Origin of the sequence: Amycolatopsis bullii, from assembly GCF_014654205.1 — a bacterium.
Taxonomy (GTDB): domain Bacteria; phylum Actinomycetota; class Actinomycetes; order Mycobacteriales; family Pseudonocardiaceae; genus Amycolatopsis; species Amycolatopsis plumensis.
On sequence record NZ_BNAW01000002.1, the window covers coordinates 410,543 to 437,348 of the forward strand.

At 73.2% G+C, this 26,806-nt stretch carries 29 protein-coding genes and 1 pseudogene; 10 read left to right on the plus strand and 20 right to left on the minus strand.

Annotated elements, in window-relative coordinates:
- Positions 1-4 precede the first annotated feature (4 nt).
- From IE317_RS04370 to IE317_RS04405, 8 genes are all read right to left on the minus strand, one after another.
- Entirely contained in the window at positions 5-877 is an 873-nt protein-coding gene (locus IE317_RS04370) for a hypothetical protein (protein ID WP_191306719.1), read from the minus strand.
- A complete protein-coding gene (locus tag IE317_RS04375) occupies positions 861-3,026 on the minus strand; it encodes a xanthine dehydrogenase family protein molybdopterin-binding subunit (protein ID WP_191306720.1) in 2,166 nt (721 codons plus the stop codon). Before IE317_RS04375 ends, IE317_RS04370 begins: the two co-directional genes overlap by 17 nt.
- A complete protein-coding gene (locus IE317_RS04380) occupies positions 3,023-4,018 on the minus strand; it encodes an FAD binding domain-containing protein (protein ID WP_191306721.1) in 996 nt (331 codons plus the stop codon). Before IE317_RS04380 ends, IE317_RS04375 begins: the two co-directional genes overlap by 4 nt.
- Positions 4,018-4,494, minus strand: a complete 477-nt coding sequence (locus IE317_RS04385) for a (2Fe-2S)-binding protein (RefSeq protein WP_191306722.1) — start codon at positions 4,492-4,494, stop codon at positions 4,018-4,020. The genes IE317_RS04380 and IE317_RS04385 overlap by 1 nt, the downstream gene beginning before the upstream one ends.
- A 74-nt stretch (positions 4,495-4,568) precedes the next feature.
- Positions 4,569-5,447: a CU044_5270 family protein gene (locus IE317_RS04390; RefSeq protein WP_191306723.1), complete on the minus strand. Its 879-nt coding sequence runs from the start codon at positions 5,445-5,447 to the stop codon at positions 4,569-4,571.
- Positions 5,440-6,030: an RNA polymerase sigma factor gene (locus IE317_RS04395; RefSeq protein WP_191306724.1), complete on the minus strand. Its 591-nt coding sequence runs from the start codon at positions 6,028-6,030 to the stop codon at positions 5,440-5,442. Before IE317_RS04395 ends, IE317_RS04390 begins: the two co-directional genes overlap by 8 nt.
- 87 nt (positions 6,031-6,117) lie before the next feature.
- The gene (locus IE317_RS04400) at positions 6,118-6,297 is read right to left on the minus strand and encodes a hypothetical protein (RefSeq protein ID WP_191306725.1); all 180 of its coding nucleotides are present in this window, start codon (positions 6,295-6,297) and stop codon (positions 6,118-6,120) included.
- 5 nt (positions 6,298-6,302) lie between these two features.
- Positions 6,303-6,785 carry a MarR family winged helix-turn-helix transcriptional regulator gene (locus IE317_RS04405; protein ID WP_191306726.1) on the minus strand — a complete coding sequence of 161 codons (483 nt, stop codon included), beginning with the start codon at positions 6,783-6,785 and terminating at the stop codon, positions 6,303-6,305.
- A gap of 78 nt (positions 6,786-6,863) precedes the next feature.
- Here IE317_RS04405 and IE317_RS04410 point away from each other — a divergent pair, with 78 nt between their 5' ends.
- The 4 genes from IE317_RS04410 to IE317_RS04425 all read left to right on the plus strand — a co-directional run bounded on the left by IE317_RS04410 (position 6,864) and on the right by IE317_RS04425 (position 9,988).
- Positions 6,864-7,478 (plus strand): GTP cyclohydrolase II, encoded by a 615-nt coding sequence (locus tag IE317_RS04410; RefSeq protein WP_191306727.1) that lies wholly within the window; start codon positions 6,864-6,866, stop codon positions 7,476-7,478.
- Positions 7,479-7,505: 27 nt separating this feature from the next.
- Positions 7,506-8,378: a helix-turn-helix domain-containing protein gene (locus tag IE317_RS04415; protein WP_191306728.1), complete on the plus strand. Its 873-nt coding sequence runs from the start codon at positions 7,506-7,508 to the stop codon at positions 8,376-8,378.
- Positions 8,379-8,400: 22 nt separating this feature from the next.
- On the plus strand, positions 8,401-9,051 hold the full coding sequence (locus IE317_RS04420) for a TetR/AcrR family transcriptional regulator (RefSeq protein ID WP_191306729.1): 651 nt from the start codon (positions 8,401-8,403) through the stop codon (positions 9,049-9,051).
- A gap of 67 nt (positions 9,052-9,118) precedes the next feature.
- Positions 9,119-9,988 (plus strand): S1 family peptidase, encoded by an 870-nt coding sequence (locus IE317_RS04425; RefSeq protein ID WP_229902460.1) that lies wholly within the window; start codon positions 9,119-9,121, stop codon positions 9,986-9,988.
- Here IE317_RS04425 and IE317_RS04430 read toward each other — a convergent pair.
- A pseudogene (locus IE317_RS04430) lies at positions 9,989-10,204 on the minus strand (TetR-like C-terminal domain-containing protein); the annotation flags it as partial.
- 76 nt (positions 10,205-10,280) lie between these two features.
- Positions 10,281-11,033: a ZIP family metal transporter gene (locus tag IE317_RS04440; protein ID WP_191306730.1), complete on the minus strand. Its 753-nt coding sequence runs from the start codon at positions 11,031-11,033 to the stop codon at positions 10,281-10,283.
- Between the two features lie 174 nt (positions 11,034-11,207).
- Here IE317_RS04440 and IE317_RS45055 point away from each other — a divergent pair, with 174 nt between their 5' ends.
- Positions 11,208-11,330, plus strand: a complete 123-nt coding sequence (locus IE317_RS45055) for a hypothetical protein (RefSeq protein WP_255410490.1) — start codon at positions 11,208-11,210, stop codon at positions 11,328-11,330.
- Between the two features lie 40 nt (positions 11,331-11,370).
- On the opposite strand, the gene IE317_RS04445 is transcribed toward IE317_RS45055, so the two are convergent.
- On the minus strand, positions 11,371-11,511 hold the full coding sequence (locus IE317_RS04445) for a hypothetical protein (protein WP_191306731.1): 141 nt from the start codon (positions 11,509-11,511) through the stop codon (positions 11,371-11,373).
- A gap of 35 nt (positions 11,512-11,546) precedes the next feature.
- On the minus strand, positions 11,547-12,389 hold the full coding sequence (locus IE317_RS04450) for a phytanoyl-CoA dioxygenase family protein (protein ID WP_191306732.1): 843 nt from the start codon (positions 12,387-12,389) through the stop codon (positions 11,547-11,549).
- 81 nt (positions 12,390-12,470) lie between these two features.
- Between IE317_RS04450 and IE317_RS04455 the strand changes: the two genes are divergently transcribed.
- The gene (locus IE317_RS04455) at positions 12,471-13,466 is read left to right on the plus strand and encodes a LacI family DNA-binding transcriptional regulator (protein WP_191306733.1); all 996 of its coding nucleotides are present in this window, start codon (positions 12,471-12,473) and stop codon (positions 13,464-13,466) included.
- Positions 13,467-13,521: 55 nt separating this feature from the next.
- Positions 13,522-13,974, plus strand: a complete 453-nt coding sequence (locus tag IE317_RS04460) for an OsmC family protein (RefSeq protein ID WP_191306734.1) — start codon at positions 13,522-13,524, stop codon at positions 13,972-13,974.
- Here the strand turns inward: IE317_RS04460 and IE317_RS04465 are convergent.
- From IE317_RS04465 to IE317_RS04485, 5 genes are all read right to left on the minus strand, one after another.
- Entirely contained in the window at positions 13,965-15,221 is a 1,257-nt protein-coding gene (locus IE317_RS04465; protein ID WP_229902461.1) for a sensor domain-containing diguanylate cyclase, read from the minus strand. The two genes, IE317_RS04460 and IE317_RS04465, sit on opposite strands and share 10 nt — an antisense overlap.
- 93 nt (positions 15,222-15,314) lie before the next feature.
- Complete coding sequence (locus IE317_RS04470; protein WP_191306735.1) at positions 15,315-16,262, minus strand: catechol 2,3-dioxygenase; 948 nt, start codon at positions 16,260-16,262, stop codon at positions 15,315-15,317.
- Positions 16,263-16,272: 10 nt separating this feature from the next.
- Complete coding sequence (locus IE317_RS04475) at positions 16,273-17,292, minus strand: 4-oxalomesaconate tautomerase (protein ID WP_191306736.1); 1,020 nt, start codon at positions 17,290-17,292, stop codon at positions 16,273-16,275.
- On the minus strand, positions 17,289-17,993 hold the full coding sequence (locus IE317_RS04480; protein WP_191306737.1) for a 4-carboxy-4-hydroxy-2-oxoadipate aldolase/oxaloacetate decarboxylase: 705 nt from the start codon (positions 17,991-17,993) through the stop codon (positions 17,289-17,291). Before IE317_RS04480 ends, IE317_RS04475 begins: the two co-directional genes overlap by 4 nt.
- 141 nt (positions 17,994-18,134) lie before the next feature.
- The gene (locus IE317_RS04485) at positions 18,135-18,809 is read right to left on the minus strand and encodes a GntR family transcriptional regulator (protein WP_191306738.1); all 675 of its coding nucleotides are present in this window, start codon (positions 18,807-18,809) and stop codon (positions 18,135-18,137) included.
- A 76-nt stretch (positions 18,810-18,885) separates the two neighbouring features.
- On the opposite strand from IE317_RS04485, the gene IE317_RS04490 reads away from it, so the two are divergent.
- A complete protein-coding gene (locus IE317_RS04490) occupies positions 18,886-19,674 on the plus strand; it encodes an NAD(P)-dependent oxidoreductase (protein WP_191306739.1) in 789 nt (262 codons plus the stop codon).
- Positions 19,675-19,710: 36 nt separating this feature from the next.
- The gene (locus IE317_RS04495) at positions 19,711-20,790 is read left to right on the plus strand and encodes a spore photoproduct lyase family protein (RefSeq protein ID WP_191306740.1); all 1,080 of its coding nucleotides are present in this window, start codon (positions 19,711-19,713) and stop codon (positions 20,788-20,790) included.
- On the opposite strand, the gene IE317_RS04500 is transcribed toward IE317_RS04495, so the two are convergent.
- The 3 genes from IE317_RS04500 to IE317_RS04510 are packed head-to-tail and all read right to left on the minus strand — an operon-like array spanning position 20,787 to position 24,089.
- Complete coding sequence (locus IE317_RS04500; RefSeq protein WP_191306741.1) at positions 20,787-22,139, minus strand: MFS transporter; 1,353 nt, start codon at positions 22,137-22,139, stop codon at positions 20,787-20,789. The two genes, IE317_RS04495 and IE317_RS04500, sit on opposite strands and share 4 nt — an antisense overlap.
- A 34-nt stretch (positions 22,140-22,173) precedes the next feature.
- On the minus strand, positions 22,174-23,067 hold the full coding sequence (locus IE317_RS04505) for an amidohydrolase family protein (protein ID WP_191306742.1): 894 nt from the start codon (positions 23,065-23,067) through the stop codon (positions 22,174-22,176).
- Positions 23,064-24,089 (minus strand): amidohydrolase family protein, encoded by a 1,026-nt coding sequence (locus IE317_RS04510; RefSeq protein ID WP_191306743.1) that lies wholly within the window; start codon positions 24,087-24,089, stop codon positions 23,064-23,066. Before IE317_RS04510 ends, IE317_RS04505 begins: the two co-directional genes overlap by 4 nt.
- A gap of 186 nt (positions 24,090-24,275) precedes the next feature.
- Between IE317_RS04510 and IE317_RS04515 the strand changes: the two genes are divergently transcribed.
- Positions 24,276-26,564 carry an ATP-binding protein gene (locus IE317_RS04515; RefSeq protein WP_191306744.1) on the plus strand — a complete coding sequence of 763 codons (2,289 nt, stop codon included), beginning with the start codon at positions 24,276-24,278 and terminating at the stop codon, positions 26,562-26,564.
- Positions 26,565-26,806: the final 242 nt, after the last annotated feature.

The window sequence follows — 26,806 nt, forward strand, 5'->3', positions numbered from 1 at the left end:
GGCCTCACGGCGCTGAGACCGGCCAGCGCCGCCACACGGCGACGTGCAGGATCACCGCGAGGCTGAGCGCGTTCATCGTCGCGTGGGTGGTCCAGGCCCCGGCCAGCCGCTCCGGCACCGCGGCCCCGCGCGCGACCAGCGGCACGAGCGTGGACAGCGCGGCCGTCAGCAGCGCCACCAGCAGGCTCACCCCGACCGCCGGCCGGACCTCGAAGAGCATCGCCACGACGAGCACCGACGCGATGGCCGAGCCCGCGACCGGCGGCGGCACCCAGAACGTCGCCCCCGCGCAGGCGACGACCACGCCGTGCGCCGTCGCCAGGCGGACCGCGCGGCGCCGGATGCGGGCGAACGGCCGGCCGCGCATCCCGACGAAGAAGATCATCTGCCACGCGCCCAGCACGGCGAACCACGCGGCGTAGTCCTCCCCCGACACCACGCCGGTCGCGACCAGCCCCAGGTAGAGCCCCAGCCCCACGACCCAGCACGAGGCCAGCGCCGCGACACCCGGCCAGTGCCGGCCGCGACCGCGGAGGGGCCAGCCCTCGCCGACCAGGGTCAGCTGGAGCATCAGCGTGAAGATGCCCGCGGCCAGCGGCACCGTGTCCCGGCCGAGCAGGGCCAGAACCACGCCCCCGGCCGCGACGAGGGCCGTGTCGGACACGCCCGTCCAGCCACCGCGTACCAGGGTCCCGGGCCAGTCCGCCCACCAGAACGCGATCATCGCGACGATCGGCAGCGCGAAGGTGATCGGCGGCCCGAGCACCTGCAGCGTCCGCACCGGCCCGCCAACGCCGGCCGCGAGCAGGGCGGTCACCGGCAGGACGAACACCAGGCCGAGCAGACCCCGCCCGGGCTGCTCAGAGAACGTCGTCAAGGCGGATCGGGAGCCGGTGGTGGCGCTTGCCGGTGGCGTGGTGGACCGCGTTGGCCACCGCCGCCGCGACGCCGACCATCGCGACCTCGCCGAGCCCCTTCACCCCGACCGGGTTGAAGCGCAGGTCCGGCTCGTCCACGAACCCGACGTCGATCCGGCCGACGTCCGCGTTCACCATGACCGGGTACTCCTCCAGCGTGGCGTTGAGGAAACCGCCGGACCGCGGATCGGCGAGGCTTTCCTCCCGCAACGCCGCGCCGATGCCCCACACCACCCCGCCGCGGACCTGGCTCGCCGCGGTCACCGGGCTGGCGACCCGGCCGCAGTCGACGACGCTGACCACCCGCGGCACGCGGATCCGGCACGTCGTGGGCTCGACCCGGACTTCGACGAAGTGGGCGACCCAGCTGAACGTGCTGAACTCCGGGTAGACCGGGCCGGCGATGGCCAGCTGTCCCGACTTCGACCGCCCGACGGCTTCGGGCGGCTGCCCGGGCGCGACCGTGGCCACCTCGACCTCGGCCGGGTGCCCGAGCCGCGCGACGGCCGCGGCCACGTCGACCGCGCCGGTGCCGGCCGCGTCGAGGTGTTTGCGCAGCTCCCGCAGTCCGGAGTGGACGGCGGGCAGCGCGGTCGCGGTGCCCCACGAACCCGCGGTGAGGTGCTGGGGCGCGTACCGGGTGTCGCCGACGCGGACTTCGACGTCCCGGACGTCGATCTCCAGGTCGTTCGCGACGAGCAGCGCGATCGCCGAGCGGATGCCCTGGCCCATCTCGTGACCGTCGACGCCCACGGTGACGCGGCCGTCGGCGGTGGCCGTCAGGTGCGCGACGGCGGGGGCGATGTGCCCCGGGTAGTTGCCCGCGGCGACGCCCCAGCCGATGAGCGAGCCGTTGTCGGCCCGCATCGAGCCGGGCCGGGGATCGCGGGCGGCCCAGCCGAAGTCTTCGGCGCCGCGGCGCAGGCATTCGGCGAGGAAGCGGGTGGAGAAGGGCCGTCCGCTCACCGGGTCGGTCATCGTGTCGTTGGCCAGCCGCAGCGCGACCGGGTCCCGGCCGGTGGCGTAGGCGAGTTCGTCGACCGCCGACTCGAACGCGAACATCGCCGAGCTCTCGAACGGCGCCCGCATGTAGCCCGGCGTCTGCACGTCGGTCTGCACCAGGCGCCGGCGGCCGCGGAAGGCCGGGAAGCCGTACAGCCGGGATGTGACTTCGGTGTGCATCGCCGGGAACAGGTCGTGGCGGGAGGTCTGCTGGTCGACCTCGTGCACCGCGCCGAGGATCTTCCCGGTCTCGTCCGCGCCGAGGCGCACGCGGTGGCGGGTGGCCGGGCGGAAGCTGCCGTTGTGGAAGGTCTGGGTGCGCGTGAGCACGAGCTTGACCGGACGGCCGAGCCGCTTCGCCACCAGGGCGAGCGGTGCCAAGTGCGGCTGCAGCGAGTTCTTCTGGCCGAAGCCGCCGCCGACGTACGGCGAGCGGACCTCGACGCACGCCGGGTCGAGGCCGAGCTGCCGGGCCAGCCCGTGGCGGACCGCGGCGGCGTTCTGGGTGCCCTCGTGGACCACCAGCGTGTCGCCGCGCCAGGCGACGACGGCGCCGTTGAGCTCCATCGGGACCGCGTGCTGGGCCGCGTGCTCGTAGCTGCGCTCGATCCGGACCGGGCTCGCGTCGATCGCCGCGTCCGCGTCGCCGATCTTGACGTCGGCGAGGAACGGCAGCGGGATCGCTTCTTCCTGCACCAGGGTGGTCGCGCCCTCGGCGTCGAGGTGGACCGCGACCGGTTCGGGTTCGTACCCGGCGGTGACCAGCTCGGCGGCCTCGGTCGCGGCGACCGGCGTCTCCGCGACGACCAGGGCGATCGGCTGGCCGCGGTAGGCGATGCGGTCGTCGAGCAGCGGCTGGAGGCTCTGGAAGGAGAACCCGCCGCCCATGATGAAGCCCGGACCGCGCAGCTCCGTCTCGTCGAACCGGGTCACCACCAGCAGCACCCCGGGCACCGCCTCCGCCGCGGCGGTGTCCACCTGCGCCACGCGGCCGCGGCCGATCCGCGCCGGGACGAGGGCCGCGTGGGCCAGGCCGTCCGGGACGCGGTCGGTGCCGTAGGCGGCCCGGCCGGTGACCTTCTCGACGGCGTCGGCACGAGGCGTCATCGGGTGGCTCTCTCCCCGGCCACCCGCACGGCGTCGGCGACCGTGCGGATGCCCAATTCGACTCGGAATCCGTTGTGGGTGCCGGGACGGGCGCCGGCGAAGGCGATCTCCCCGGCGCGGCGGGCGTTCCCGGCGGTGAGCGGGGCCCCGCGCAGCACGCGTTCGGCTTCCGCGGCCCGCCACGGGCGCGTCGCGACGCCGCCGAGCGCGATCCGGCAGTCGCCGACGACGCCGTCCTCGACGGTCAGCGCGACCGCGGCCGAGGCGAGGGCGAAGGCGTAGGACTCGCGGTCGCGGATCTTCAGGTACGTCGAGCCGCGGCCGGCCGGGGTCACCGGGACGCGGATGCGCAGGATCAGCTCCCCCGCGTCCAGGACGTGTTCCCGCGCCGGGTCTTCCGGCTCGACGTGCAGTTCCCCGAGGGGGATGGTGCGCTCGCCGTCCGGGCCGGCGACGTCGACGACCGCGTCGAAGGCGAGCAGCGCGATCGCCCAGTCGCCGGGATAGGTCGCGATGCAGGAGTCGCGGGTGCCGAGCAGCGCGTGGGTGCGGTCGTGGCCTTCGCGGGCGGCGCAGCCACTGCCGGGCTCGCGCTTGTTGCAGGGGAACTCCGGTCCGCCGCGGAAGTACCCGCACCGCGTGCGCTGCAACAGGTTCCCGCCCACGGTGGCCATGTTCCGCAGCTGCTGCGACGCGGCGCGCCACAGCGATTCGGCCAGCGCGGGGTAGCCGTCGCGGACGGCCGGGTGCCCGGCGACGTCGGCCATCCGGGCGCCGGCACCGAAGACGAGTTCGCGGTCCCCGGCCTCGATCGCGGCCAGCTCCGGCAGCCGGTGCACGTCCACGACGGCGGGCGGGGTCTCGATGCCGAGCTTCATCAGGTCGTAGAGCGTGGTGCCGCCGGCGAGCACCTTGGTGCCGGGCCCGGCGTCGCGCAAGGCGTCGATGGCGGAACCGACGCTGTCGGGCGCGAAGTAGGCGAAGGGACGCATCAGGCCTCCCCCGCGGCTTGCCGGACCGCGGCCACGATGCCGGCGTAGGCCCCGCAGCGGCACAGGTTGCCGCTGAGGTACTCGCGGATCTCGTCGTCGTCGCGCGTGTGGCCTTCGGCGATGCAGGCCAGGCCGGACATGATCTGGCCGGGCGTGCAGTACCCGCACTGGAGGGCGTCGTGGTCGACGAACGCCTGCTGCAGCGGGTGCAGCCCGCCGTCCGGGCCCGCGACCCCTTCGATGGTGGTCACGTCCCGGCCGTCGGCCTGCACGGCGGGGGTCAGGCAGGACACCACGCGCCGCCCGGCGAGGTGCACCGTGCAGGCCCCGCAGTGGCCCTGGTCGCAGCCCTTCTTGGTGCCGGTCAGGCCGAGCCGCTCGCGCAGCACGTCGAGCAGTGACTCCCGCGGGTCGACCCGCAACCGGACGGCCTCGCCGTTGACCGTCGCTTCGACGTTGATTTCCGAAGTGGACACCCGGCGACGCTAACCGGCGCGCACCCGGCAGCGCTTTCCCGTGATTGCTGCCGGGGCGGCCGTTTATTGCGCCGTCAGGGGCGCTGCCCCACCTGGTCGACGTAGGTCTTCACCGTCACCGCGCTGTCGGTGGTGCCCAGGAACTCGAACGTGGTGGCGTCGAAGACCATCACCATCGGCTTCGCCTTCGGGCTCGAGCCGGGGGGCACCGGGAACGAGATCCCGACCCCCGGGCGACCGGCGCCGTCGGTGACGTGGTCCACGGCTGTCAGTCCCGGCACCCGCGCCGCCGCCTCGAACAGCGCCGCGTAGGACGCCGGCTGGAGGACCTGCTCGTAGGCGAGGTTGTAGACGTCCTTGCCGATGTAGGTGGCATTGCCGTCGCGATCGGCCTCGTACTTGTAGAGGTAGGCCAGCATCGCGTCGGCGGTCGTCGGCAGGTCCGTCCGGTAGACCGGCGAGGGGCGGCAGTCCTCGAGCGTCCCTTCCGCGCGCGGGTCGTTCGTGCCGTACATCGGTGCCTTGCCGTCGCGGCAGCCGCCCACCTTGGTGGTGCCGATCAGGCCGTCGCGGGTGCCGTCGATCGAGCGCCAGACCTCGCGGACGTGGTGGTCGGGGCTCTCCGTCTTCACGTACAGGAACTGGTCGGGCCGCGGCGGCTTGGCCGGTTCCTTCAGTGCGTTGTGCGCCGCTTCGGTCAGCACCTTGACCGGGTCGGCGTGCGCCACGCCCGCCCCGACGCCGACCTGGTCGGCGGGGGCCAGCGCGACGACGGCGGTGATCGCCGCGGCCAAGCCCATCGAGGCGCCGGCGAGCCAGAACCAGCGCCCCGGCCGGTGCCGCCGCTCCCCGCGCGCGGCGGCCAGCAGCCGTTCGCGGGCCGGGGCGAGGTGCTCCGCCGTCGCGAGGCCGACGGTCTCCGCGCGGTCGCGGATCAGGTCCAGTTCATCCATGACGGGAGGTCTCCTTCACGAGGTCGAAGGCGCCGAGCTCGGCGCGGACGCGGCCGCGGGCCCGGTTGAGCCGTGATTTGACGGTGCCGACGGGGATGCCGAGTGCTTCGGCGACTTCCTGGTAGGCCAGGCCCTCCGCGGCGGTAAGCAGCAGGACGTCTCGTTCGCGGGGCCGCAGGGCGGCCAGTGCCCGGTCGAGCCGCACGCCGAGGGCCTGCGCGCTGACCCGGTCGGCGACCCGGTCGGCGTGCCCTTCGTCGGCGGGCGGCGGCCCGACGGCCAGCCGGAGCTTCAGCTCGCGCACCTCCATCCGCCGCTGCCGGGAGATGAGGTTCGTGGCGATGCCGTAGAGCCACGGCCGGGCGTCGGACCGGGCCGGGTCGAACTTCGCGCGCTTGTCGAAGGCGATCAGGAACGTGTCCGCCAGGACGTCGTCGGCGGCGGTCGGGCCGAGGCGCCGGGCCAGGTAGCGGTGGATGTGCCGCGAGTGGCGGTCGAAGATGACCGCGAACAGGCTCGGCTCGTGCCGCGACCGCGCGATCACGCTCGCGTCGTCGTCGGAATCGGTGTCTTCCGGGGTCATCGCCCGCCTTTCGGTCCAGCCGGTGTCATCGGCTGTTCTCAGGCGGGGCGGGCCGGGTTCCGGAATCGGCGGCGGAAGTGACTCAGGTCACGAATCGTCGTCTTCCGGCGGGCGCTTGCCGTCGCGCTTGGCCGACCATTTGCGCAGCAGCTCGTCCCAGTTCTCCCGGTACCGCGTGAACCACGCGTACGCCAGGAACCCGGCCAGCCCGGCGAGCAGGACGAGGTAGACCACCAGGGCCGCGGGACTCGACGCGATCGCACCCATGGCGGTCAGGAGCAGCCGGCGGCGGTGTCGCCGGTCGCGAGCATGCGGCGGTTCGCTTCGCCGAGGCCGTCGGCCAGCGCCCGCAGCTGCTCGGGGCTGAGGACGTCGATCAGCAGCTCGCGCACCAGGCCGACGTGCCCGGGCGCGGCCCGCTCCAGCAGGGCCATGCCTTCGTCGGTGAGCACGGCGTAGACGGCACGGGGATCGCTCTGGCACGTGCGGCGGCGCACCAGGCCGGCCTGCTCCAGCTGGCCGATCTGGTAGGTCAGCCCGCTCTTGGAGTTCGAGACGGCGCAGGCGAGCTCGGCCATCCGCAGTTCGCGGTCCGGGGCGCCGCTGAGCCGGGCGAGGATCACGTACTGGAGGTGGGAAATCCCGGAGTCCTGCTTGAGCTGCTGGTCCAGCCGCCGGTTGAGCAGCTCGTACGTGCCGAGGAACGCGTTCCACGCGCGCTTCTCCTCGGCGTTCAGCCACCGCGGACGACCCATGTCACAACGGTACCTGTTGTTCAAATTGGAACTCAAGGGGTACGGTGCGATCAAGGTTCAAATTTGAACGGAGTCGCCATGATCCCCGTCGCCACCGTCCGCACCCGGGTGCGGGTCCCGCTGCGCTTCACCGACGGCTACACCGCCTCGGCCGAAGTCGTCACCTTCGACGGGCTGACCGACGGCCTCGAGCACCTCGCCCTGGTGTTCGGCGACCCGGTCCGGCCGCTGGTGCGCCTGCACTCGGAGTGCCTGACCGGCGACGTGTTCGGCTCCGCCCGCTGCGACTGCGGACCGCAGCTGCGCGAAGCCGTGGAACGGATCGACGGCGCCGGCGGCGTCCTGCTCTACCTGCGCCAGGAGGGCCGGGGCATCGGCCTGTACGCCAAGCTGGACGCCTACGCCCTGCAGGACGCCGGGCTCGACACCTACCAGGCGAACACCGCGCTGGGCCTGCCCGAAGACGCCCGCGACTACACCGCCGCGGCGCAGATGCTCGCCGCGCTGGGCATCGCCGAGGTGGACCTGCTCACCAACAACCCCGACAAGGTCCGGCAGCTGCGCGAGCGGGGGGTCACGGTCGCCGGGACGGTGCCCACCGGCGTGCACGCGACCCCGGACAACCTGCGGTACCTCGACGCCAAGGTCCGGCACACCCACCACACCCTGGCCCTGCCCGAACTGGCCGGCTGAGCACGGTTCCGCGGTTAGGATCGGACCGTGTCGGAGGAGGCCTCGGCGATCGTTCCGGGAACCCGCGTGCGGCTCAGCCGCCGCTGGTCCTCACTGGCCGTGCGGCTGCTCGACAACGTCGTGGCGGCGGAGTGCGACGTGCCGCCGGTCGACGAGCAGGTCCTGGTGCTGGTCACCGCGGGGAGCAAGACGATCGAGTCGCGCCACGGCGCCCGCTGGCGGCGCGCGGACTACGGGCCCGGTTCGATCGGCCTGACCGCGCCCGGCCACGCGGCCCGGCTCCGCTGGCACGGCGACGGCCGCACGCTGACGACGCACGTGCACCTGCCGGCCGCGCTGGTCGACCGCACGGCGCTCGAGCTCTGGGGCCGGGACGCCAACCGGCTCGGCCGTCCGGACGCCCTCGCCGTCGAGGACCCGGTGCTGGCGTCCGTGGCGGGAGCGCTGGGCGCGGCGGCCCTCGGCGGCGCGGACGAGCTGTACGCGGAGTCGGCGGGCACGTTCCTGGCCGTCCACCTGCTGACCCACCACGCCGCGGCGCCCCCGCCGCGCGAGCCGGGCCGGGACGAGCTGCGCACCCGCCGCGCGGTGCGGTTCATCCGCGAGAACCACCACCTCCCGCTGACCCTGGCCGACCTGGCGGCCGCGGCGGACCTGAGCCCGTTCCACTTCCTGCGCGTGTTCAAGACGGCGACCGGGCAGACGCCGTACCGCTTCCTGACCCGGATCCGGGTCGAGCGGGCGTGCCGCCACCTGGAGCGCGGCGACCTGTCGGTGACGGAAATCGGGCTGGCGTGCGGGTTCGCGACGCCGTCCCGGTTCGCTTCGGCGTTCCGCGCCCAGATCGGCCTGTCGCCGTCGGCCTACCGGGCCGCGGTGCGGGGCGACCGCGGCAAGTGAGCCGGTGCATTACATTCCTCCCATGGCGTCAGCACGGGAACCGGAGACGACCGCGGAAACCGCGCCGAAGCCCGGCGGGCGTCCCCGTGACGCGGCGCTCGACGAAGCGATCATCCTGGCGACCCGCGAACGGCTGGTCCGCGACGGCTACTCGCTCATGACCATCGGCGACATCGCGGCGGACGCGCACGTCAGCCGTCCGACGCTGTACCGGCGGTGGCGCACCAAGTTCGAGCTCGTCGTGGACGCGCTCGACTACGGCTTCCGCAAGCAGCGGGACTCCTACACCGTCGACCTGACCGGGCTGGCACCGCGGGAAGCGTTCACCGAAGCCGTCCGGCGGCTCGATCCCGCGTACTTCAACCCGGACGCCATGGTGCTCATGGGCAACTTCGCCGGCGAGGCGATCCGGACCCCCGAACTGCTCGGGATCCTCCGGGAGCACGCCGTCGAACCGCGGGTCGCCTTGGTCGAGGACGTGCTGTCCCGGCTGCAGGAGAGCGGCGCGGTCTCCGCCGACATCGACAAGCACACCATCGCGACGCTGTGCTTCGGCAGCTACTTCGCCGCCTTCTACCGCGGCGAAAGCCGGGCCGGAATCCCCGAAGCGGTCGTCTCGGTGCTGTGGCCGGCGATCGCGGCGGCGAAACCGGCCCGCAGCCGACGCGGCTGACCGGCGCGAACGCGAAAGCCGCCCGCTTCTCGCAACCATTCCGGGCTCCCGCTCGTGCATCAGAGGTGTGAGGACCACTTCGGATCGACGACGGCAGTTCCGGGCACGAGCGGTGGCGGTCGCGGTGCTGACCGGAGCCGGCCTGGCGTTCGCCCACGCGGTGACCGGCACGACGGCCGGGGGCCCGATCCTGGCCGCGGCGGCCGGCGGGCACGGTCTGCCCGACTCCGCGGCCCCGGCCCGGGAACCGGTGACGACGTCCGCCCGGCCGGCCCCCAACCCGATCCTGCCGTTCACCGCGAAGCTGACGTCCGGCGACATCCCGGTCCCGGGCGGCGGGGTGCGCAGCGGCGCGTGCAGCGGAGCGCTGGTCGCGCCGCAGTGGATCGTCACCGCCGGGCACTGCTTCCACGACATCGCGGACGCTCGGATCGGCGGGCGGCCGCCGTACACGATGACCGTCACCGTCGGGCGGCTGAAGGACACCGACCCCGGCGGGCGCACGAGCGAGGTCGTCGACGTGCGGCAGTCGCCGGTGAACGACCTGGCGGTGGCCAAGCTCGGCAGCCCGGTCGACGACATCGCGCCGGTGACACTGGCCACGACCCGGCCGTCGATCGGCCAGCAGCTCCAGTTCGCCGGCTGGGGTTCGCTCTCGGCGACCGTGCTCGGCCCGTCCGACCACCTCAAGCGCGGCCGCTTCACCGTGTCGGGCATCGGCCAGGCGACCCTGGAGGCCCAGCCGGTCGGCAAGCGCACGGTCGAGAACGGCCCCTGCCCCGAGGACTCGGGCGGCCCGTTCTTCACCTCCGACGACGACACCACCGCGACGCTGGTGGCGATCGTCAACACCGGGCCGCCGTGCCCGCAGCCCGGCGCCGAAACGATCGCCCGGGTGGACGTCGTGGCGGACTGGATCCGGGAGCAGACCGGGTGATCACCGCCGCTTCAGCGCGGCCAGTTCCTCGGTGATCAGCAGGTCCGGGTCGAACTTCGTGCCGGCGAAGTGGCCGGCCGGCTCGAGGGAGAGCACGCCGTGCCGGCGGGTCCAGAAGGACAGCGCGCGGTGCAGGACCGCGGGCGGTGCCGGGTGGCCGCCCGCCCAGTCGCGCGCTGCGCCGCCGCGCTGACGACGTGGCCGGCCGGGCCGAGCAGCGCGCCGAGCCCGTCGAAGTACCTGGGTCCCCTGGCCACCGTGGTGTTCTGCGCGGCGGGCGTCGCGGTCGCGCTCAGCCGGCGTGCCCGATGACGAACGCGGTCAGGAAGCCGAGGGTGGCGAGCAGGCCGGTGTAGAGCTCGGTGCGTTCGAACGCCTCGGGGATCATGGTGTCGGCGATCATGGCGAGGATCGCCCCCGCGGCCACCGCCGTGATGGCGGCGACGGTCGCGGGGGACGCCGACCGCAGCAGGAGGTTGCCGAGGAGGGCCGCGATCCCGCTGGCGACCGCGATGCCGCTCCAGACGCCGAAGATGTACCCGGCACTGCGTCCGGCGGTTTTCATGCCGGCGGCGCTGGAGAGGCCTTCGGGGACGTTCGAGATGAACACGGCCGCGAGCACGGTGACGCCGATGCCGCCGCCCCCGAGCAGGGACACGCCGAGCACCACGGATTCCGGGATCCCGTCGAGCAGGGCACCGACGGCGATGGCCGCCCCGCTGCCCGCGGTGTCCTGTTCGGACGGTTGCTGCGCACCGGAACGCTTGCGGTGCCGGGCACCCCGGCGGGCCAGCAGGACGTTGATCAGGACGTAGACGGCGGCGCCGCCGAGGAAGCCGGCCGCGGTCGGCCAGAGTCCGCCGGACCGCTGGGCTTCGTCGACGAGGTCGAAGGCCAGCGCGGAGATGAGCACCCCGGCGCCGAAGGCCATGATCCCGGCGACGACCCGCCGGGAGACCCGCACCCACCAGGCCACGGCGGCGCCGAGCACGAGCGCCACCCCACCGACGAGGCCCCACAGCCCCGCCTCCACCCATTGCGGCACGAGAGCACCTTCCGTCCGGGATCATCCGCGAAGGGACTACCCACCAGGACGGCCGTCGACACGGACATCGTCCGACGTGCAGCCGGTCATCCTCGGGTGTGGTGCGCGTCACGGAATGCGCGGCGATCTTCGGCGCTACACACAGGAGAACCCGTTCGTCCACAAGGGAGGGCCATGTCCGCCACCACCACCCCGGAAGAGTCCGTCGCCGTGCCCGAGCTGGAGGACTTCGACTTCCCGCTCACCGACGGCGCCGCCTGCCGGATCGACGACCCGGACTGCGAAGCCTGCCAGTGAAACCCCGGCTCCGGCCACTTCGCGTGGCCGGAGCCGTCCGCTAAACGTGCATGGCCAGCCACAATGCCATCCAGGCGAGGCACGCCAGTGCACCGCCGACCCCGAAGGCGAGCAGTACGCGGCGCAGCGCCGCGACGACGCCGGCCCGGCCCGTCATTTCGGTGATTCCCGCTTCAGCCATGGCCACCAGGTGCCCGCGTCCGGGACCGCCAAACATCAGGCCCCCATCACCAGCCCCTCGATCGTGTGCTTCTGGGTGATCGGCCGCAGGACGTCGACGACCGGGCAGTCCAGGTGCGCCCGCACCGATTCCGGCAGCGAGGCCCAGAACTCCTTCGTCACCGCGGTGTCGTGACGCTCGTCGTTGCCCGCTCCCGGGGCGTCGAGCCCCAGCACGAGCACCGGGCGCGCCTTCGCCGACCGGTTCGCGGTGCCGCGGTGGACCGTCAGGGCCGAGCGGATCGAGATGTCGCCCATCCGCGGGTACTTGCGGGTCGCCAGTTCCCGGTAGCGCGGGTAGGCCGCGCGCGGCGGGAACATGCCGTGCTCGAACGCACCGCCGTCGTCCCAGTGCGTGCCGGGCGCGATCTCGAACGGCCCCATGTCCGGCTCGGTGTCGACGGCGGTCACGTTCACCGCCAGCGACGTCAGCCGCCGTTCGCGCGCGGTTTCGGCGGGCATCGGGAAGTCGCGGTGCCACGGCTGGTCGGCCGCGCCGGCGAGCGGGACGTCGAAGCCGACCTCGACGATCCGGTACTCCGGCCCCAGCACCGCTTCGGCGACGGCGGTGATCCACGGGTGGGTGACGAGGTCGGTGAACCCGCGCAGCTGCTCCGGGTGGATCTCGACGTAGAAGCGGTTCGGGCCGCGGCCGACGGCGCCGTCCGGCCGGGCGCGGGCCTCGGCGAACGCCGTGTCGATGTCCTCGCCGAGCCGGCGCACCCAGTCACGGGTGAACGCCTGGGGCAGGCCGATGATGCCGTCGGCGTGCAGGCGTTCGGTCAGCGCCGCGAGTTCGGCCGCGGGCAGCGGGGTGGGCAGCTGGGCGGGCACGGTCATCCTGGCCTCCTGGGGAGCGCGACGGCGTGGCAGCTCAGTTTGCAACGTGGCATGCCACGTTGCAAGAGGTACGCTGCGCGGGTGAACCCGAAACTGCGTGACGTGGCCGAGCACGCCGGCGTCTCGGTGCGCACGGTGTCCAACGTGGTCAACGGGTTCCGGTACGTGGCCCCGGCGACCCGGGAACGCGTGCAGGCGAGCATCGACGCGCTCGGCTACCGCCCCAACCTGGCCGCCCGCACCCTGCGGCGCGGCCGGACCGGGCTGGTGGCACTGGTGATCCCGGAGATCGACTCGCCGTACTTCGCCGAGCTCGCCGCGCGGACGGTCCGGATCGCCGGTGCCCGGGGCCTGACCGTGCTCATCGACCAGACCGACGGCGACGCCGAGCGCGAGAAGGAGCTGCTGCACGGCCGGCGCAGCCAGCTGGTCGACGGTGTCCTGTTCAGCCCGTGGGCGGTGGCCCCGGCGGAGCTGGCCGCGCGCACCGACCCCGTCCCGCTGGTGCTGCTCGGCGAGCACGACGGCACCGCCGGGGTCGACCACGTCGCCATCGACAACGTCGCCGCCGCCCGCGACGCCACCCGGCACCTGCTGGCCGCGGGCCGCCGCCGGGTCGCCGCGCTGGGCATCCAGCCGCGCTCGCTGAACGCGACCGCGCGCCAGCGTCTCGCCGGCTACCGGCAGGCGCTGGCCGAGGCGGACCTGCCGGCCGAGCCGGCGCTGGAGGTGCCGGTGCGGCGCCTGCACCGGGCCGACGGTCACCAGGCGATGCTGCGCCTGCTCGACCTGCCCCGGCCGCCCGACGCCGTCTTCTGCTTCACCGACGAACTGGCCCTGGGCGCGCTGCGGGCGGCCGCCGACCGCGGTGTCCGGGTGCCGGAATCCGTGGCCTTGGCGGGCTTCGACGACATCGAAGACGGCCGCTACAGCGTGCCGGCCCTCACGACCGTGTCACCGGACAAGGACCGGATCGCCGAACTCGCCCTCGACCGGCTGGCGCGGCAGGCGGCCGACCCGGAACCGCCCCGGTCGATCGTCGCGCCGCACCGCCTGGAAGTGCGCGAGACGAGCTGAGCGTGTGGGGCGGCCTTCGCCGGGTAACCGCGCGGAAACGACCCCGGAGGACGCGATGGCACGGGACATCTACTCGGCGGAAGCGACGTCGAGCCGCGGCAGCGTCCGGGTGGACGGCCGCGGCGACCTCGCCTACCCGGTCAGCGAGCCCAGCGGCAACGGCACCGCCGACGCGCTCAACCCCGAGCGGCTCTACGCCGCCGCGCTGGCGACCTGCCTGCACCAGTCGCTGACGATCGCGGCGACTTCGCTCGACGTCGAGCCGGCCGAAAGCGTGGTCACGGCCGAAGCCACGCTGGCCCACCGCGACGACGGCAGCTACGAACTCCGCGCGGCCGTCGGCATCTACCTGCCCGGCGCGGCGACCGACGACCTCTACGACGCGGTCACCCGCGAGGCGCTGCGGCTGTGTCCCCTGGTCGGCGCCGAGGTCCCGGTGACCTTCGACCACGACCGGGGGCTGGCCCTGCAGCACCACCGCGGCCCGGCCGATCCCGGTCAGAACTGAGGCGCGGCGACCGCCACCCGGTCCCGCCCGGCCTTCTTGCCCGCGTAGAGCGCGTCGTCCGCCGCGCGGATCAGCCCCTCGAGACCTCCCCCGGGCTCCGCCGGGTGCAGCGCCGCGCCGATCGTCGCCGAGAGCGTCACCGGCTCCCCCGTCTTCGCGGTGATGCGCAACGCCCGGATCCGGCGCCGGATCCGCTCGGCGATCGCGCGGACCTCGGCTTCGTCGACGTCGGGCAGCAGGACGGCGAACTCCTCCCCGCCGTACCGGCCGACCGTGTCGCCGCGCCGGACGGCTCGGGTGAGCGCCGTGGCCACCTCGGCGAGGACGTCGTCGCCGACCGGGTGGCCGTGGGTGTCGTTGATGCGCTTGAACCAGTCGAGGTCGATCATCAGCACCCCGATCCGGCCGCGGGCGCGCTCGAGCGCGCGCTCGGCCTGCTCGTGCCAGGCGGCCGCGTTGAGCAGCCCGGTGCGCTGGTCGGTGCGGGCGGCCAGCTTCAGCTGGTCGAGCTGGACGCACTGGTGCAGCGCGAACGTCGGGACGATCATCAGCAACGCGGCCGGCGGCCACCACAGCAGCGCGAGCGCGACGAACACGCCGAGCGCCAGCTGGCCCACCTCCAGCAGGTTGTCCGAAGCGCTGCCCAGCGGCCGGCGGGGATCCTCGGCGGGGACCGTCCAGGCGATGACCGTGCCGACGAGCGCGGTGTTGACCACCCACTGCACCGCGGCCGCGGCGACCACGGCGGCCAGGTCCGCCCAGCCGGGCCGGGCGCCGTCGGCGAGGTGCTCCTGGACGCCGCTCGAATGCAGCACCCCGGCCGCGGCGGCCGCGGCCAGCGCGAGCGTGGCGGCGGTGAACACGGCGCGGTGCGGCGGCCGGACCGCGTCGAACCGGTTGACCAGCACCCAGCGGTGGGCGTAGAGCACCGCCACCAGCGCCAGCTCGAGCACCAGGGGCAGCACGATCACCCCGGCGAAGATCCAGACGCTGCAGAGGTCGAGGTACGGCGTGCCGGCCCGGGCGCGGCGACGGCGCTGGACCAGGTGCGAGGCGTGCAGGTGCGGCAGCGCCGCCGCGGCGAGCCAGCCCGCGGCCGTCCACTGCTCCGGCGCCGGGGCCGTCCGGGCCGCGAGCGCCACCAGACCGAAGACCGCCAGGACCACACCGAGAACGAGCACCCGCACCCGCCCGGGCAAGGCCCACAGCGGCCATCCCGACGGTGCCCAGCCGGCATTCTCCCCCATCGCAGCGCCTCCCCCTTGCGCCGGTGATTTCCCCGTAGCCCACGGTAGTCGCGCCGCGGCGGGATGTCAGCCGCCGCCGGGTGATTTCCGGGCTCAGACCGGCGGGGTGCCGTGCGTGTGGAACGACTCGATCGTCTTCAGCCCCCACGCCTGCCCCTTCGCGCGCTCGGCCTCCGTCCAGGTGACCGGCTCCCAGTCCGGCGCGAAGATCAGCCGTCCGGTGGGGTTGCACAGCTCGATCCGGTTGCCGCCGGGTTCGTAGACGTACAGGAAGAACGTCTGCTGGATCGCGTGCTTGTGCGGCCCGGTCTCGATGTGGACCCCGTTGTCCAGCGCGATGTCCGCGGCCCGCAGGATGTCCTCGCGTGTGTCGGTCGCGAACGCGATGTGGTGCAGGCGCCCGTGCGAACCCGTCCGGTCGTTCGTGTAGACGAGGTCGTAGGACTTCTGCGCGAAGTGCGTCCACTGCCCGGAAATCACGCCGCTGTCGAGCCGGATCTGCTCGGTCACCCGGCCGCCCAGGACGTCGCACACGAACCGGCCGTTGGGCTCCGCCTCGCGGGCCAGGTAGTTGACGTGGTCGAGGCGGCGGACGCCGACGCCGCGGCCCGGGTACGCCTGCGCCTGGTTCTTCAGGGCCGGGCGCAGGGACTCCGGCGGCCGGTAGCGCTCGGTTTCCCAGTAAAGCTCGAGTTCGTGCCCGTCCGGGTCGCGGAACAGGTACGTCGGGCCGATGCCGGTGTCGCCGTCGACCCAGCCGACGCCGAGCCCGCGCTCCTCCAGCGCGGCCACGCGCCGCTGCAGCGCCTCCTCGCTGGAGGCGCGCAACGCCGTCCGCCCGACGCCGGAGGTCTTCGCCGCGGTCAGCTTCAGGCTGTGGTGCTCGTAGTCGTCCCAGGTGCGCAGGTACACCGAGTCGCCGTCGGTGCCGTTCTCGGTCAGGCCGAGCACCCGGACGAAGAAATCCAGGCTCCGCTCCGGCTCGGGGGTGAACAGCTCGACGTGACCGAGGTGCGCGACCTCGTGGCGGGGCGAAGACAAAGCCGGCTCCTCAGGAACGGGGGAAAACGGTGCCGTCGAACAGCTTCCGGGCGGTGCGGATGACCGTCGACCGGCGGACGCGGGACCCCTCGAACTCGATCGCGACGGCGAGCTTGCCGCTCGGGTGCTCGACCTCGATCGGCTCGCCCGCCGTCGGCTTGCGCAAGAGCTCGGCCCCGACGGCGCCGTCGAGCAGCAACGCCGTCACGACGCTCACCGCGCCGAGCACCCCGATCGACGGGTGCGGCTTGACCGGGATGAAGGTGCGGGTGGCGATCGCGCCGCCGTGGCGGGGCGCGGAAACCAGCGTGGTCTTCGGGACGGACGAGCCGCGGACGTCGCCGAGGCCCATCAGCTTCCCGGCCTCGATGCGCAGCGCGTCGATCCGCTCGGCCAGGCCCGGCTCGCCGCCGAGGTCTTCGGCGCGCGCGACGACGACCGGCATCCCGTTGTCCACACAGGACACTTCGAGGCCGCCGACGTCGTCGCGGACGTGGCCGGTGGGCAGCAGGCTGCCGCACACCGACCCTTCCGTGCCGGTGAAGTCCAGCTCGACCGGGGCGGCGGTGCCGGGGACGCCGGAGATGGCCGTGCCGCCGCGGTAGTCGACTTCGCCGCCGGGCGTGGCGAACGTCGCGACGGCGATCGAACCGGTGTTGAGCAGCCGCACGCGGACGGTGGTGCGCTCCGGGCCGGCGGGCACGAGCCCCCGTTCGACGGCGAACTGCCCGACGCCGGAGAGCAGGTTGCCGCAGGTCTGGCGGTCGGAGACGGTGGGCTCCTCCACACCGAGCTGCAGGAAGAGGTAGTCGACGTCGTGTCCGGCGTCGGCGGCCTTCGAGACGACGGCGACCTTGCTGGTGACCGGCTGGGCACCGCCGAGGCCGTCGATCTGGCGCGGGTCGGGGGTGCCCATGATCCGCAGCAGCAGGTCGTCGCGGGCGGCCGGGTCCGCCGGGAGGTCTTCGGCGAGGAAGTAGGCGCCCTTCGAGGTGCCCCCGCGCATGAGCATGCAGCGCACGCCGGTCATGCCTGCTCCTTCTCGTACTCCTCGGCGGTCAGGTACCGGACGCCCAGGGCCTCGAGCTTTTCGCGCAGGCCGTAGCGGTCCAGGCCGAGCTGGCCGGTCGCGAACGCCTCCCGGGCGGCGGCTTCCTTCTCCAGCCGCGCCCGAGCCTTCTCGAGTCCACTCGGGACGTCTTCGCGGCGGACGCAGAGGACGCCGTCGTCGTCGGCGAGGATGCCGTCGCCCGGGCGGACGAGCTGCCCGCCGACGACGACCGGGACGTTCACCGCGCCCGCGGTCGCTTTCACGGTGCCCTGCGCGCTGATCGCCGCGGACCAGACGGGGAAGCCGAGCGCCCGCAGGTCGGCGACGTCACGGACACCGGTGGTGGTGACCAGCCCCCGCACGCCGCGGTGGCGCAGCGCGGTGGCGAAGAGCTCGCCGAACAGGCCGTCCCGGCACGGCGAAGTGGTGGTGACGACGAGGACGTCGCCTTCCCGGCACTGCTCGACGGCGGCGTGGATCATCAGGTTGTCCCCGGGCCAGCACAGCGCGGTGACGGCGGTGCCGCCGACGCGGACGCCGTCCTGGATCGGCCGGAGACCGGCCGAGAGGAGACCGGAGCGGCCGAGAGCCTCGTGCACGGTGGCGACGCCGTAGTCCGCCAGCCGCGCCACCTGGTCGAGGTCGGCACGGGGCGGATCGGTGACGATGACGGGCTTCATACCGCCACCGTAGAGACCCGTTGACGAAATTGTCAACAATTTTGGCGGGCAAGCTGAGTCGGCCTGCGTACCTGGACGGTCGGCTTGCGTACCTGGAGGGTCGGCTCGCGTACCTGGAGGGTCGGGTGATCGGCCGGGGACTCAGGGGTGCAGCGGGGACACCTCGGCGTCGGCGGCTTTCAGGGCCTCGATCACGCTGGCCAGGTGGGTTCGCGCGGCCTCGGCGGCCTGCTCCGGGCGGTGCGCGCAGATGGCGTCGATGATCGCGAGGTGCTCCGGGAGCGAGACCTGCGGGCGGCCCGGGCGCATGGCCAGCCGGAACTGGTGGCGGACGCTCTGCCCGCGCAGCCGTTCCAGCACCCGCTCCGCCGTCCGCTGGCCGCTGATCTCGCGGATCCGCCGGTGCAGCCGCTGGTTGAGCCCCGAGTACCCGACGACGTCGCCCCCGGTCACGGCCGCCTGCATCCGCTCGCCCAGTTCGCGCAGCTCCCCCACCTCGGCGGCGGAAATGCGTTCGGCCGCCTTCGCCGCGCACAGCGACTCGAGCATCATCCGGACCTCGGAGATCTCGACGGCCTCCTCGAGCGACACCGCGCGGACCCGCGCTCCCCGGTTCTGCACGCGCTCGACGAGTCCCTCGTTGGTCAGCTCGATCAGCGCCGCCCGCACGGTGGCGCGGCTGGCTCCGAACTGCGCCGACAGATCCGCCTCCACCAGGCGCTGGTTGGGCGCGAACTCGCCGCGGACGATGGCGTCGCGGATGGCCGCCACCGCGGACCGCTCCCCCGGCTGCCGGTCCGCCGCACTCTCCGTCATAGCCTCGGCTCCGTTTGTTGACAATTTTGTCGAGCATATCGTGTACTCGATCGTAGCTGGCGAGGAGGATTCTGCTATGACCGGAACCATCGCGGTACTCGGACTGGGCGAAGCGGGCAGCGCACTGGCCCGAGACCTGGTGACCGCCGGCGCCGTCGTGCGCGGCTACGACCCGGCGATCTCCGCCGTGGACGGAGTCGTCCCCACCGGCTCCGAAGCCGACGCCGCCCGAGGCGCCGACCTCGTCCTGAGCGTCAACAGCGCGTCAGCCGCCCACCAAGCCCTGGCGGCCGGCCTGACCGCCCTGCGGGACGGCGCCGTCTGGGCCGACCTGAACACCGCCTCCCCCGGCACCAAACGCGAGCTCGCCACCTTGGCCGCCGGGCACCGCATCCCCTTCGCCGACGTGGCGATCATGGCGCCCGTCCCCGGCCGGGGGCTGCGGGTGCCGATGCTCGCGACCGGACCGGCCGCCGACGCGGTCGCCGCGACGCTGAACCCGCTCGGCGCGGCCGTCGAGACCATGCCCGGGGAGGCCGGGCTCGCCGCCGAACGCAAGCTGCTGCGGAGCGTCTTCTTCAAGGGGATGTCCGCCGCCGTGGTCGAAGCGCTGCAAGCCGCCCGCGCGGCCGGGTGCGAGGACTGGCTGCGGAAGATCATCGTCGGCGAGCTCACCGCCGCCGACGCGGCCACGGTGAACCGGCTGGTGGACGGCTCGTACCGGCACGCCGTCCGCCGCACCGCCGAGATGGCGGCCGCCGCCGAGATGCTCGGCGAGCTCGGCGTCCAGCCCCACGTCGCCGCAGCGGCCCGCGACCAGCTCCGCCACCTGGCGACGCCCGGCGCCGGCGAGCGCCGCGGGTAGGCTCGGAAGCCCCGAGACTGCGCAGGTGAACCCCTCTTGACAGACGCGGCCCTCGAACGGGCGAAGCTGCTCGCGCCGTCGCGCATCTACGTCGAGCCCGCCGCCGCCGAGCTTCCCCGCGGCCGCCAGGTGCTCGACCGCTTCCCCGGCGCGACCGTCGTCGAGGTCGACAGCCACTGGCGCATCCCCGAGCTCCACGGCGACGAGACCAACGTCCGCCGCTGGGTGCGCATCAAGCGCGAAGCACTGGTCGTGGGGATCAAGAAGTCGCTGACCGCGCGGCCCAACGGCCGGTCGGCCGACTTCATCGCCCCGTCGACGTCCAACGGCTGCGCGATGGCGTGCGCCTACTGCTACGTCCCGCGCCGCAAGGGCTACTCCAACCCGATCACCGTCTTCGCCAACATCGAGCAGATCACCGGGTACCTGACCCGCCACATCGCCCGGCAGGGCCCCAAGCCGGAGCCGAACCAGTGCGACCCCGCCGCGTGGGTGTACGACCTCGGCGAGAACTCCGACTGCTCGGTCGACGCCCTGGTCAGCGACAACGTCGCCGACCTGATCGGCCTGTTCGCCGGGCAAGCAGGCGCGAAGGCGTCCTTCGCCACGAAGTACGTCCACCGCGGGCTGCTGGAGCTGAACCCGCGCGGCCGCACGCGCGTCCGGTTCTCACTGATGCCCGAGCGGCCCGCCAAGCTGCTGGACCTGCGGACCAGCCCGATCGCCGACCGCCTGCGCGCGCTGGACGACTTCGTCGCCGCGGGGTACGAGGTGCACGTCAACCTCAGCCCGGTCGTGGTCTACGACGGCTGGCTCGAGGACTGGACGCGGCTGCTGCGGGACCTCGGCGACGCCACGAACGACGTCACCAAGGCCCAGCTGGCCGCGGAGGTGATCATGCTGACCCACCACCGCGGCCTGCACGAGGTCAACCTCGGCTGGCACCCGAAGGCCGAGCAGGTCCTGTGGCGGCCCGACCTGCAGGAGACCAAGCGCAGCGAGGGCGGTGGCGTGAACGTCCGCTACCGCGCGGGCCACAAGCGGGCCCTGCTGGACGAGCTCCTGGACCTCATCGCCGTCCACGCGCCCTACCTGCGCGTCCGGTACGCGTTCTAGACCCCGGCCGGGGCTGCGGCGGCGCGCGCGAGCCGTGCTTGCCGGGTCCGCGGCCCGAAGACCGCCAGCACCACCGCGCCGACCAACCACGTCCCGGCGATGAAGAAGAACACGCTCCGGTACCCGCTGCCGTTGTACAGCCCGGCCACGATCAGCGGGCCCGCCGCGTTCGACAGCCGGCCCAGGCCGTAGGACACGCCGGTGCCCAGCGAGCGGCCGCGCGTGTCGAACAGCTCCGGCGAATACGCGTACCCGAGTGCCGTGTAGCCGCGCTCGAACATGTTGACCAGGAAGCCGAACACCACGATCAGGACCGGGTTGAACGTCAGCCCGTACAACAGGCCGCACAGGGCGATCACGGTGCCGAAGGCGACCAGGCACCACTTGCGCTCGAAGCGGTCGGTGACCAGGGCGGCCAGGTACGAGCCCAGCGGCGCGCCGACCGTCGTGAGCGCCACGTAGAACACCGACTTCTCGACGCTGAAGCCCTCCTTGGCCAGCAGGGTCGGCGCCCAGCTCGAATAGCCGAAGAACCCGATCGTCTGCGTCACCCACAGGACGGTCAGCAGCAGCGTCGGCAGCAGGTACTTCTTGCGCAGCAGCAACCGCAGCGGCGCCTTCGCCACCGGGGCCTCCCCCGCCGGCGGCGCCGGCTCCGGCAGCGGGCCCTTCTCGGCCGCGACCCGGGCTTCGATCTCGCGCAGCACGGCGTCGGCCTTGGCGTGCTCGCCGCGGCTTTCGTACCAGCGGGGCGACTCCTTCAGCCGCCGCGTGAACAGCACGAGCAGGACGCCGAGCGCGCCCCACAGGTAGACCAGCCGCCACGCCCAGTCCCCGAGCGGGACCACGACGCTGGCGATCAGGTTCGTCACCGGCGTGCCGCAGATGCCGATCACGATTGCGTAGGCCTGGTACTTGCCGCGGTTCGCCGCCGGGTACAGCTCGTTGACGTAGATCACCGCGACCACGGTCATCGCCGAGAGGCCCGCCGAGGTCAGGACGCGGAACACGCCGAGGGACACGATGTCCCAGGAGAACACCGCCGCGAACGAGAAGACGCCGAACCACACGGTCGTCAGCACGAGCGCGTTCCTGCGGCCCCAGCGGTCGGCGATGGTGCTCGCGATGATCGAGCCGAAGAACATGCCGACGAACGACAGCGACGTCACGTACGCGACCTGGTCGACCGTGACGCCCCAGAGCTTGATCAGCTTGGGCGCGGTGGTGGCGAAGCTGTTGATGTCGGCGAACTCGAAGAAGTAGGCGAACGAGACGGCGAACAGGGTGAACTTGTGGAACCGGGAGATCGGCAGGCGGTTCAGCCGGTTGAGCGCGTTGGCGTGCTGCATGGCATGCCCTTCAGTGTTTCCGGAATTCGGGGTTTCAGGCGGTTTCGCCGGGCCAGTAGAGGCGCATCGGGTTGTCGGCGAGCAGCTTCCGCTGCGCTTCGGGGGTGTCCGCGATGTGCCGGACGTGGTCGACGAGCAGGCCGTCGTCGGGCATGTGGCTCTTCAGGTTCGGGTGCGGCCAGTCGGTCCCCCACAGCACCCGGTCCGGGAACTCCTCGACGACGCGGCGGGCGAACGGCACCACGTCGGCGTAGGACGGCGGCCCGGTCACGGTGAGCCGCTCGGGGCAGCTCACCTTCACCCAGACGTCGTGGGTCCCGGCGAAGTCCAGCAACCGCCTGAATTCGGGGCCGTCCGCGGGTTTCGTCACGTCGGGCCGTCCCATGTGGTCGATCACCAGCGGCACGGGCAGCGTGCCGAAGAAGGTTTCCAGCTCGGGGAGGTCGGCGGCCTCGAAGTACAGGACGACGTGCCAGCCGAGCGGGGCGATCTTCTTCGCGATCGCGCTCAGGTCCTCGCGGGGCGAGGCGTCGACCAGCCGCTTGACGAAGTTGAACCGCACGCCGCGGACGCCGGCCGCGTGCAGCTCCCGCAGTTCGGCCGCACCGACGTCGGGCCGGACGGTGGCGACCCCGCGCGCCCGGCCGCCGGACGCGCGGACGGCGTCGACCATCGCGGAGTTGTCCGCGCCGTGGCAGGTGGCCTGCACGATCACGTTCCGGGCGACGCCGAGGTGGTCGCGCAGGGCGAACAGCTGGTCCTTGCTCGCGTCGCAGGGCGTGTACTTGCGCTCGGGCGCGAAGGGGAACTCCGCCTGCGGGCCGAAGACGTGACAGTGGGCGTCCACCGTGCCGGGCGGCAGCCGGAAGTCCGGTGTGGACGGTTCGGCGCACCAGTCCAGCCAGCCGGGCGTCTTGGGGGCGGTCACCGGCCCTGGCCCTTCAGGAGCGCGTCCAGGCGCGGGTAGACGGCGCGGGCGTTGTGCTCGCGGATGGCCGCCCAGTCCTCTTCGGACAGGTTCGCGGCCTCGGCGTAGCGGCGGGTGTCGTCGAAGTGGTGCCCGGTGCGCGGGTCGACGCTGCGGACCGCGCCGATCATCTCCGAGGCGAAGAGGATGTTGCGCGCCGGGATGACGTCGAAGAGCAGGTCCGAGCCCGGCTGGTGGTAGACGCAGGTGTCGAAGAAGACGTTGGTCAGCACGTGCTCCTCCAGCTCGGGCTTGCCCAGCGCCATCGCCAGGCCGCGGAAGCGGCCCCAGTGGTAGGGCACCGCGCCGCCGCCGTGCGGGATGATCAGCCGCAGCGCCGGGAAGTCGGTGAACAGGTCGCCCTGCACGAGCTGCATGAACGCGGTCGTGTCGGCGTTCAGGTAGTGCGCGCCGGTGGTGTGGAAGGCGGGGTTGACGCTGGTGCTGACGTGCACCATCGCCGGGATGTCGTATTCCACCATCTTCTCGTAGATCGGGTACCACGACCGGTCGGTGAGCGGCGGGGCCGTCCAGTGGCCGCCGCTGGGGTCCGGGTTGAGGTTGAGCGCGACGGCGCCGTACTCCTCGACGCAGCGGGTCAGCTCCGGGAGGCAGGTGGCGGGGTCGACGCCCGGGGACTGGGGCAGCATCGCCGCGGGCGCGAACCGCTCCGGGTACAGCGTGCTGACGCGGTGGCAGAGCTCGTTGCAGATCGCCGCCCACGCTGCCGACGTCTCGAAGCCGCCGACGTGGTGGGCCATGAAGGAGGCGCGGGGCGAGAAGATCGTCAGGTCGATGCCGCGGTCGTCCATCAACCGGAGCTGGTTGCCCTCGATGCTCTCGCGGATCTCGTCGTCGCTGATCCGCAGGTCGGCCGCGGTGGGCGCGGGGGTGGCGCCGTCCAGCGCGGCGATCTGCCGGTCGCGCCACGCCGCGAGGGCGGGCGGGGCGGTGGTGTAGTGGCCGTGGCAGTCGATGATCAAGGTGGGTCCTCGTCGCTTCGGGTCTCGATACCGGCACAGTAATCGTCGATGAGATTGTTAACAATATCTACGACGAAGTTTGTGCGCAGAGGCTTCTCGTGTGCTCAGGGAGGCTTCATGCGTGATTGAAGGGGCATCATGCGTGATCGGCGGGGCATCACGGGGATGCGGACCTAGACTCTGCGCATGGCTGTCCGTTCCCGCCGGAGCGCCGGAAACCTGCCGGCCGAGCTGACCAGCTTCGTCGGGCGGCGCCACGAGCTGGGCGAGGCGAAACGCCTGCTGTCCGCAGCGAGGCTGGTCACGCTGACCGGGGCGGGCGGCGTCGGCAAGACGCGGCTGGCGCTGCGGGTCGCCGCCGACGTGCGCCGGGCGTTCCCGGACGGCGTGTGGCTGGTCGAGCTGGCCGACGTGGGTGATCCGCACCTGGTGCCGAACACCGTGGCGACGGCGTTCGGCCTGCGCGGGACCAGCGACCAGGCCGCCGGCTTGGCCGAGTACCTCGAGGACAAGCAGCTGCTGCTGGTGCTGGACAACTGCGAGCACGTCGCCGACGAGTGCGCGACGCTGGTCGCGAAACTGCTCGCGGTCTCCGGCGGCCTCCGGGTCCTGGCCACCAGCCGGCACACGTTGCACGTGGAGGGCGAGCACCTGCTGCACGTCGAGCCCCTGCCCGTCCCCCGGGCCGGGGACACCGGCGGCCCGGTCGAGGCGGTGACGCTGTTCGCCGACCGCGCGGCCGCCGTCTCCCCCGGCTTCGAGCTCACCCCGGACAACCGGGCGACGGTGAGCCGGATCTGCCGCCGGCTGGAGGGCATCCCGCTGGCCATCGAGCTGGCCGCCGTCCGCGTGCGCGTGCTGTCGGTCGACCAGGTCCTCGAGCGGCTCGACGACCGGCTCGGCCTGCTCACCTCCCGGCCCGCCGCCGTCCGGCCCCGCCGCCGGACCCTGGAAGCGGCGATCGACTGGAGCTTCGAGCTGTGCACCCCCGCGGAACAGCGGCTGTGGGCCCAGGCGTCGGTGTTCCCCGGCGGGTTCGACCTCGACGCCGCCGAGCACGTCTGCTCCCCCGCGGACGACGACAGCGCGCTGGACGTCGTGACGGGCCTGGTGGACAAGTCGGTCCTCAGCCGGCAGAACGGCACCTTCGGGCGGCACGCCTGGTACCGCATGCTGGAGACCGTCCGCGAATACGGCGGCGCCCGGCTGGCCGCGGACGGCGGCGAGGCCGGCGTCCGGGCCCGGCAGGCCGGGTACTACGCCGACCTCGCGCGGCGCTACCGGGCCGAGGGGTTCGGGCCGCGGCAGTCGGAGTGGCTCGCCCGGCTGCGCCGCGAGCACGCCAACCTCCGGGCCGTGCTGGACCACTGCCTGGCCGATCCCGGGCGGGCGGGCCAGGCGCTGGACATCGCGGCTTCGCTGTGGAACTTCTGGTACGGCGGCGGTCTCGTCCCGGAGGGCTGCGGGTACCTGCGGCGCGGCCTCGAACTGTGCGGGGAGCGCACCCTGGTCCGGGCCCGGGGGCTGTACGCGATGGCGTTCCTCGCCATCCAGACCGGCGCCCCGCACGCGGAGCTGCTGGCGGAGCTGGGCGAGCTCGCCGCCGAGTTCGACGACGAACGGCTCCGGGCCGGCCACGCGGAGTGCGCCGGCATGGCCACGTTCTTCACCGGCGACCTGACCGGCGGAGCCGACCTGCTGGAGCGGGCGCTGGCCGGGTACCGCACGGCCGGGGACGCGCTGCTGGTGTTCGACACGCTGATCCTGCTGGCCGCCGCGCGCTTCTTCCTCGGCGATCCGCGGGGCGCGGCGGCCGCGGAGGAGGCACTCGCCCTCACCGAGCGGCACGAGGCACGCTGGTCCCGGGGCTACGCGCTGTGGGCCGTCGCGATACACCGCTGGCGCGCGGACCAGCCCCGGCAGGCCGCGGAGCTGCTGCACGAGGCCGTCGCCCTGCGGTTGCCCGACCGGACGCTGCTCGCCTTCCTCGTGGAGGCCCTCGCGTGGTGCCACTCGGCCGAAGGCGAGCACGAGCGGGTGGCCCGGCTGCTCGGCGCCGCCGCCGCGGTCTGGCGCCTCAGCGGCGCCCGCGTCGGCGAGATGAGCCCCTACCAGGGTGTCGACGAGCAGTGCGCGACCCTGGCCCGCAAGGCACTCGGGGACGAGGTCTTCGACGCGGCGTTCGCCGAGGCGACCGGCTTCGGCCTCGACGAAGTCGTCCGGTACGCGTTGCGGGAGCGGCCCGCCCCGCACGTGGCGGGCAAAACGGCCGAACCCGGCGGGCTGACCCGGCGGCAGCGGGAGATCGCCGAACTGGTGGCGCGCGGGATGAGCAACAAGGAGATCGCGGCCGCGCTGGTCCTCAGCGGACGGACGGTCGAGGGGCACGTCGAGAACATCCTGGTGAAGCTCGGCCTCACCTCGCGGACCCAGGTCGCTTCGTGGCTGGCGGGCCAGCCCGGGCCACCCGCGTAGCCATCCGGGTAGTTTCCCCGGTCCGCTCGAGTCCCGTTCGGACGATCCTTTTCCCCGCGACCACCAACCGCTCGGAGGAGGACGAGGTGTCCATCGACTCGGCGCCGCAGACCTGCCCCCGGTGCCGGCGCCCGACGGTCCTCATGTCCCACACCTGGGGCCGCCAATGGGTGCACGTCGGCACCTGGCGGCCACACTGCGGCAATCCCCCGTGGACCGCCCACGCGGCCGGAACCCGGACG

Bases quoted from the DNA above. Each gene is read 5' to 3' on its own strand.
- IE317_RS04375 (WP_191306720.1), bottom strand. From the start codon at position 3,026: ATGACGCCTCGTGCCGACGCCGTCGAGAAGGTCACCGGCCGGGCCGCC.
- IE317_RS04380 (WP_191306721.1), bottom strand. From the start codon at position 4,018: ATGCGTCCCTTCGCCTACTTCGCGCCCGACAGCGTCGGTTCCGCCATC.
- IE317_RS04390 (WP_191306723.1), bottom strand. From the start codon at position 5,447: ATGGATGAACTGGACCTGATCCGCGACCGCGCGGAGACCGTCGGCCTC.
- IE317_RS04395 (WP_191306724.1), bottom strand. From the start codon at position 6,030: ATGACCCCGGAAGACACCGATTCCGACGACGACGCGAGCGTGATCGCG.
- IE317_RS04400 (WP_191306725.1), bottom strand. From the start codon at position 6,297: ATGGGTGCGATCGCGTCGAGTCCCGCGGCCCTGGTGGTCTACCTCGTC.
- IE317_RS04405 (WP_191306726.1), bottom strand. From the start codon at position 6,785: ATGGGTCGTCCGCGGTGGCTGAACGCCGAGGAGAAGCGCGCGTGGAAC.
- IE317_RS04410 (WP_191306727.1), top strand. From the start codon at position 6,864: ATGATCCCCGTCGCCACCGTCCGCACCCGGGTGCGGGTCCCGCTGCGC.
- IE317_RS04420 (WP_191306729.1), top strand. From the start codon at position 8,401: ATGGCGTCAGCACGGGAACCGGAGACGACCGCGGAAACCGCGCCGAAG.
- IE317_RS45055 (WP_255410490.1), top strand. From the start codon at position 11,208: ATGTCCGCCACCACCACCCCGGAAGAGTCCGTCGCCGTGCCCGAGCTG.
- IE317_RS04445 (WP_191306731.1), bottom strand. From the start codon at position 11,511: ATGGCTGAAGCGGGAATCACCGAAATGACGGGCCGGGCCGGCGTCGTC.
- IE317_RS04450 (WP_191306732.1), bottom strand. From the start codon at position 12,389: ATGACCGTGCCCGCCCAGCTGCCCACCCCGCTGCCCGCGGCCGAACTC.
- IE317_RS04460 (WP_191306734.1), top strand. From the start codon at position 13,522: ATGGCACGGGACATCTACTCGGCGGAAGCGACGTCGAGCCGCGGCAGC.
- IE317_RS04465 (WP_229902461.1), bottom strand. From the start codon at position 15,221: ATGGGGGAGAATGCCGGCTGGGCACCGTCGGGATGGCCGCTGTGGGCC.
- IE317_RS04475 (WP_191306736.1), bottom strand. From the start codon at position 17,292: ATGACCGGCGTGCGCTGCATGCTCATGCGCGGGGGCACCTCGAAGGGC.
- IE317_RS04480 (WP_191306737.1), bottom strand. From the start codon at position 17,993: ATGAAGCCCGTCATCGTCACCGATCCGCCCCGTGCCGACCTCGACCAG.
- IE317_RS04485 (WP_191306738.1), bottom strand. From the start codon at position 18,809: ATGACGGAGAGTGCGGCGGACCGGCAGCCGGGGGAGCGGTCCGCGGTG.
- IE317_RS04490 (WP_191306739.1), top strand. From the start codon at position 18,886: ATGACCGGAACCATCGCGGTACTCGGACTGGGCGAAGCGGGCAGCGCA.
- IE317_RS04500 (WP_191306741.1), bottom strand. From the start codon at position 22,139: ATGCAGCACGCCAACGCGCTCAACCGGCTGAACCGCCTGCCGATCTCC.
- IE317_RS04515 (WP_191306744.1), top strand. From the start codon at position 24,276: ATGGCTGTCCGTTCCCGCCGGAGCGCCGGAAACCTGCCGGCCGAGCTG.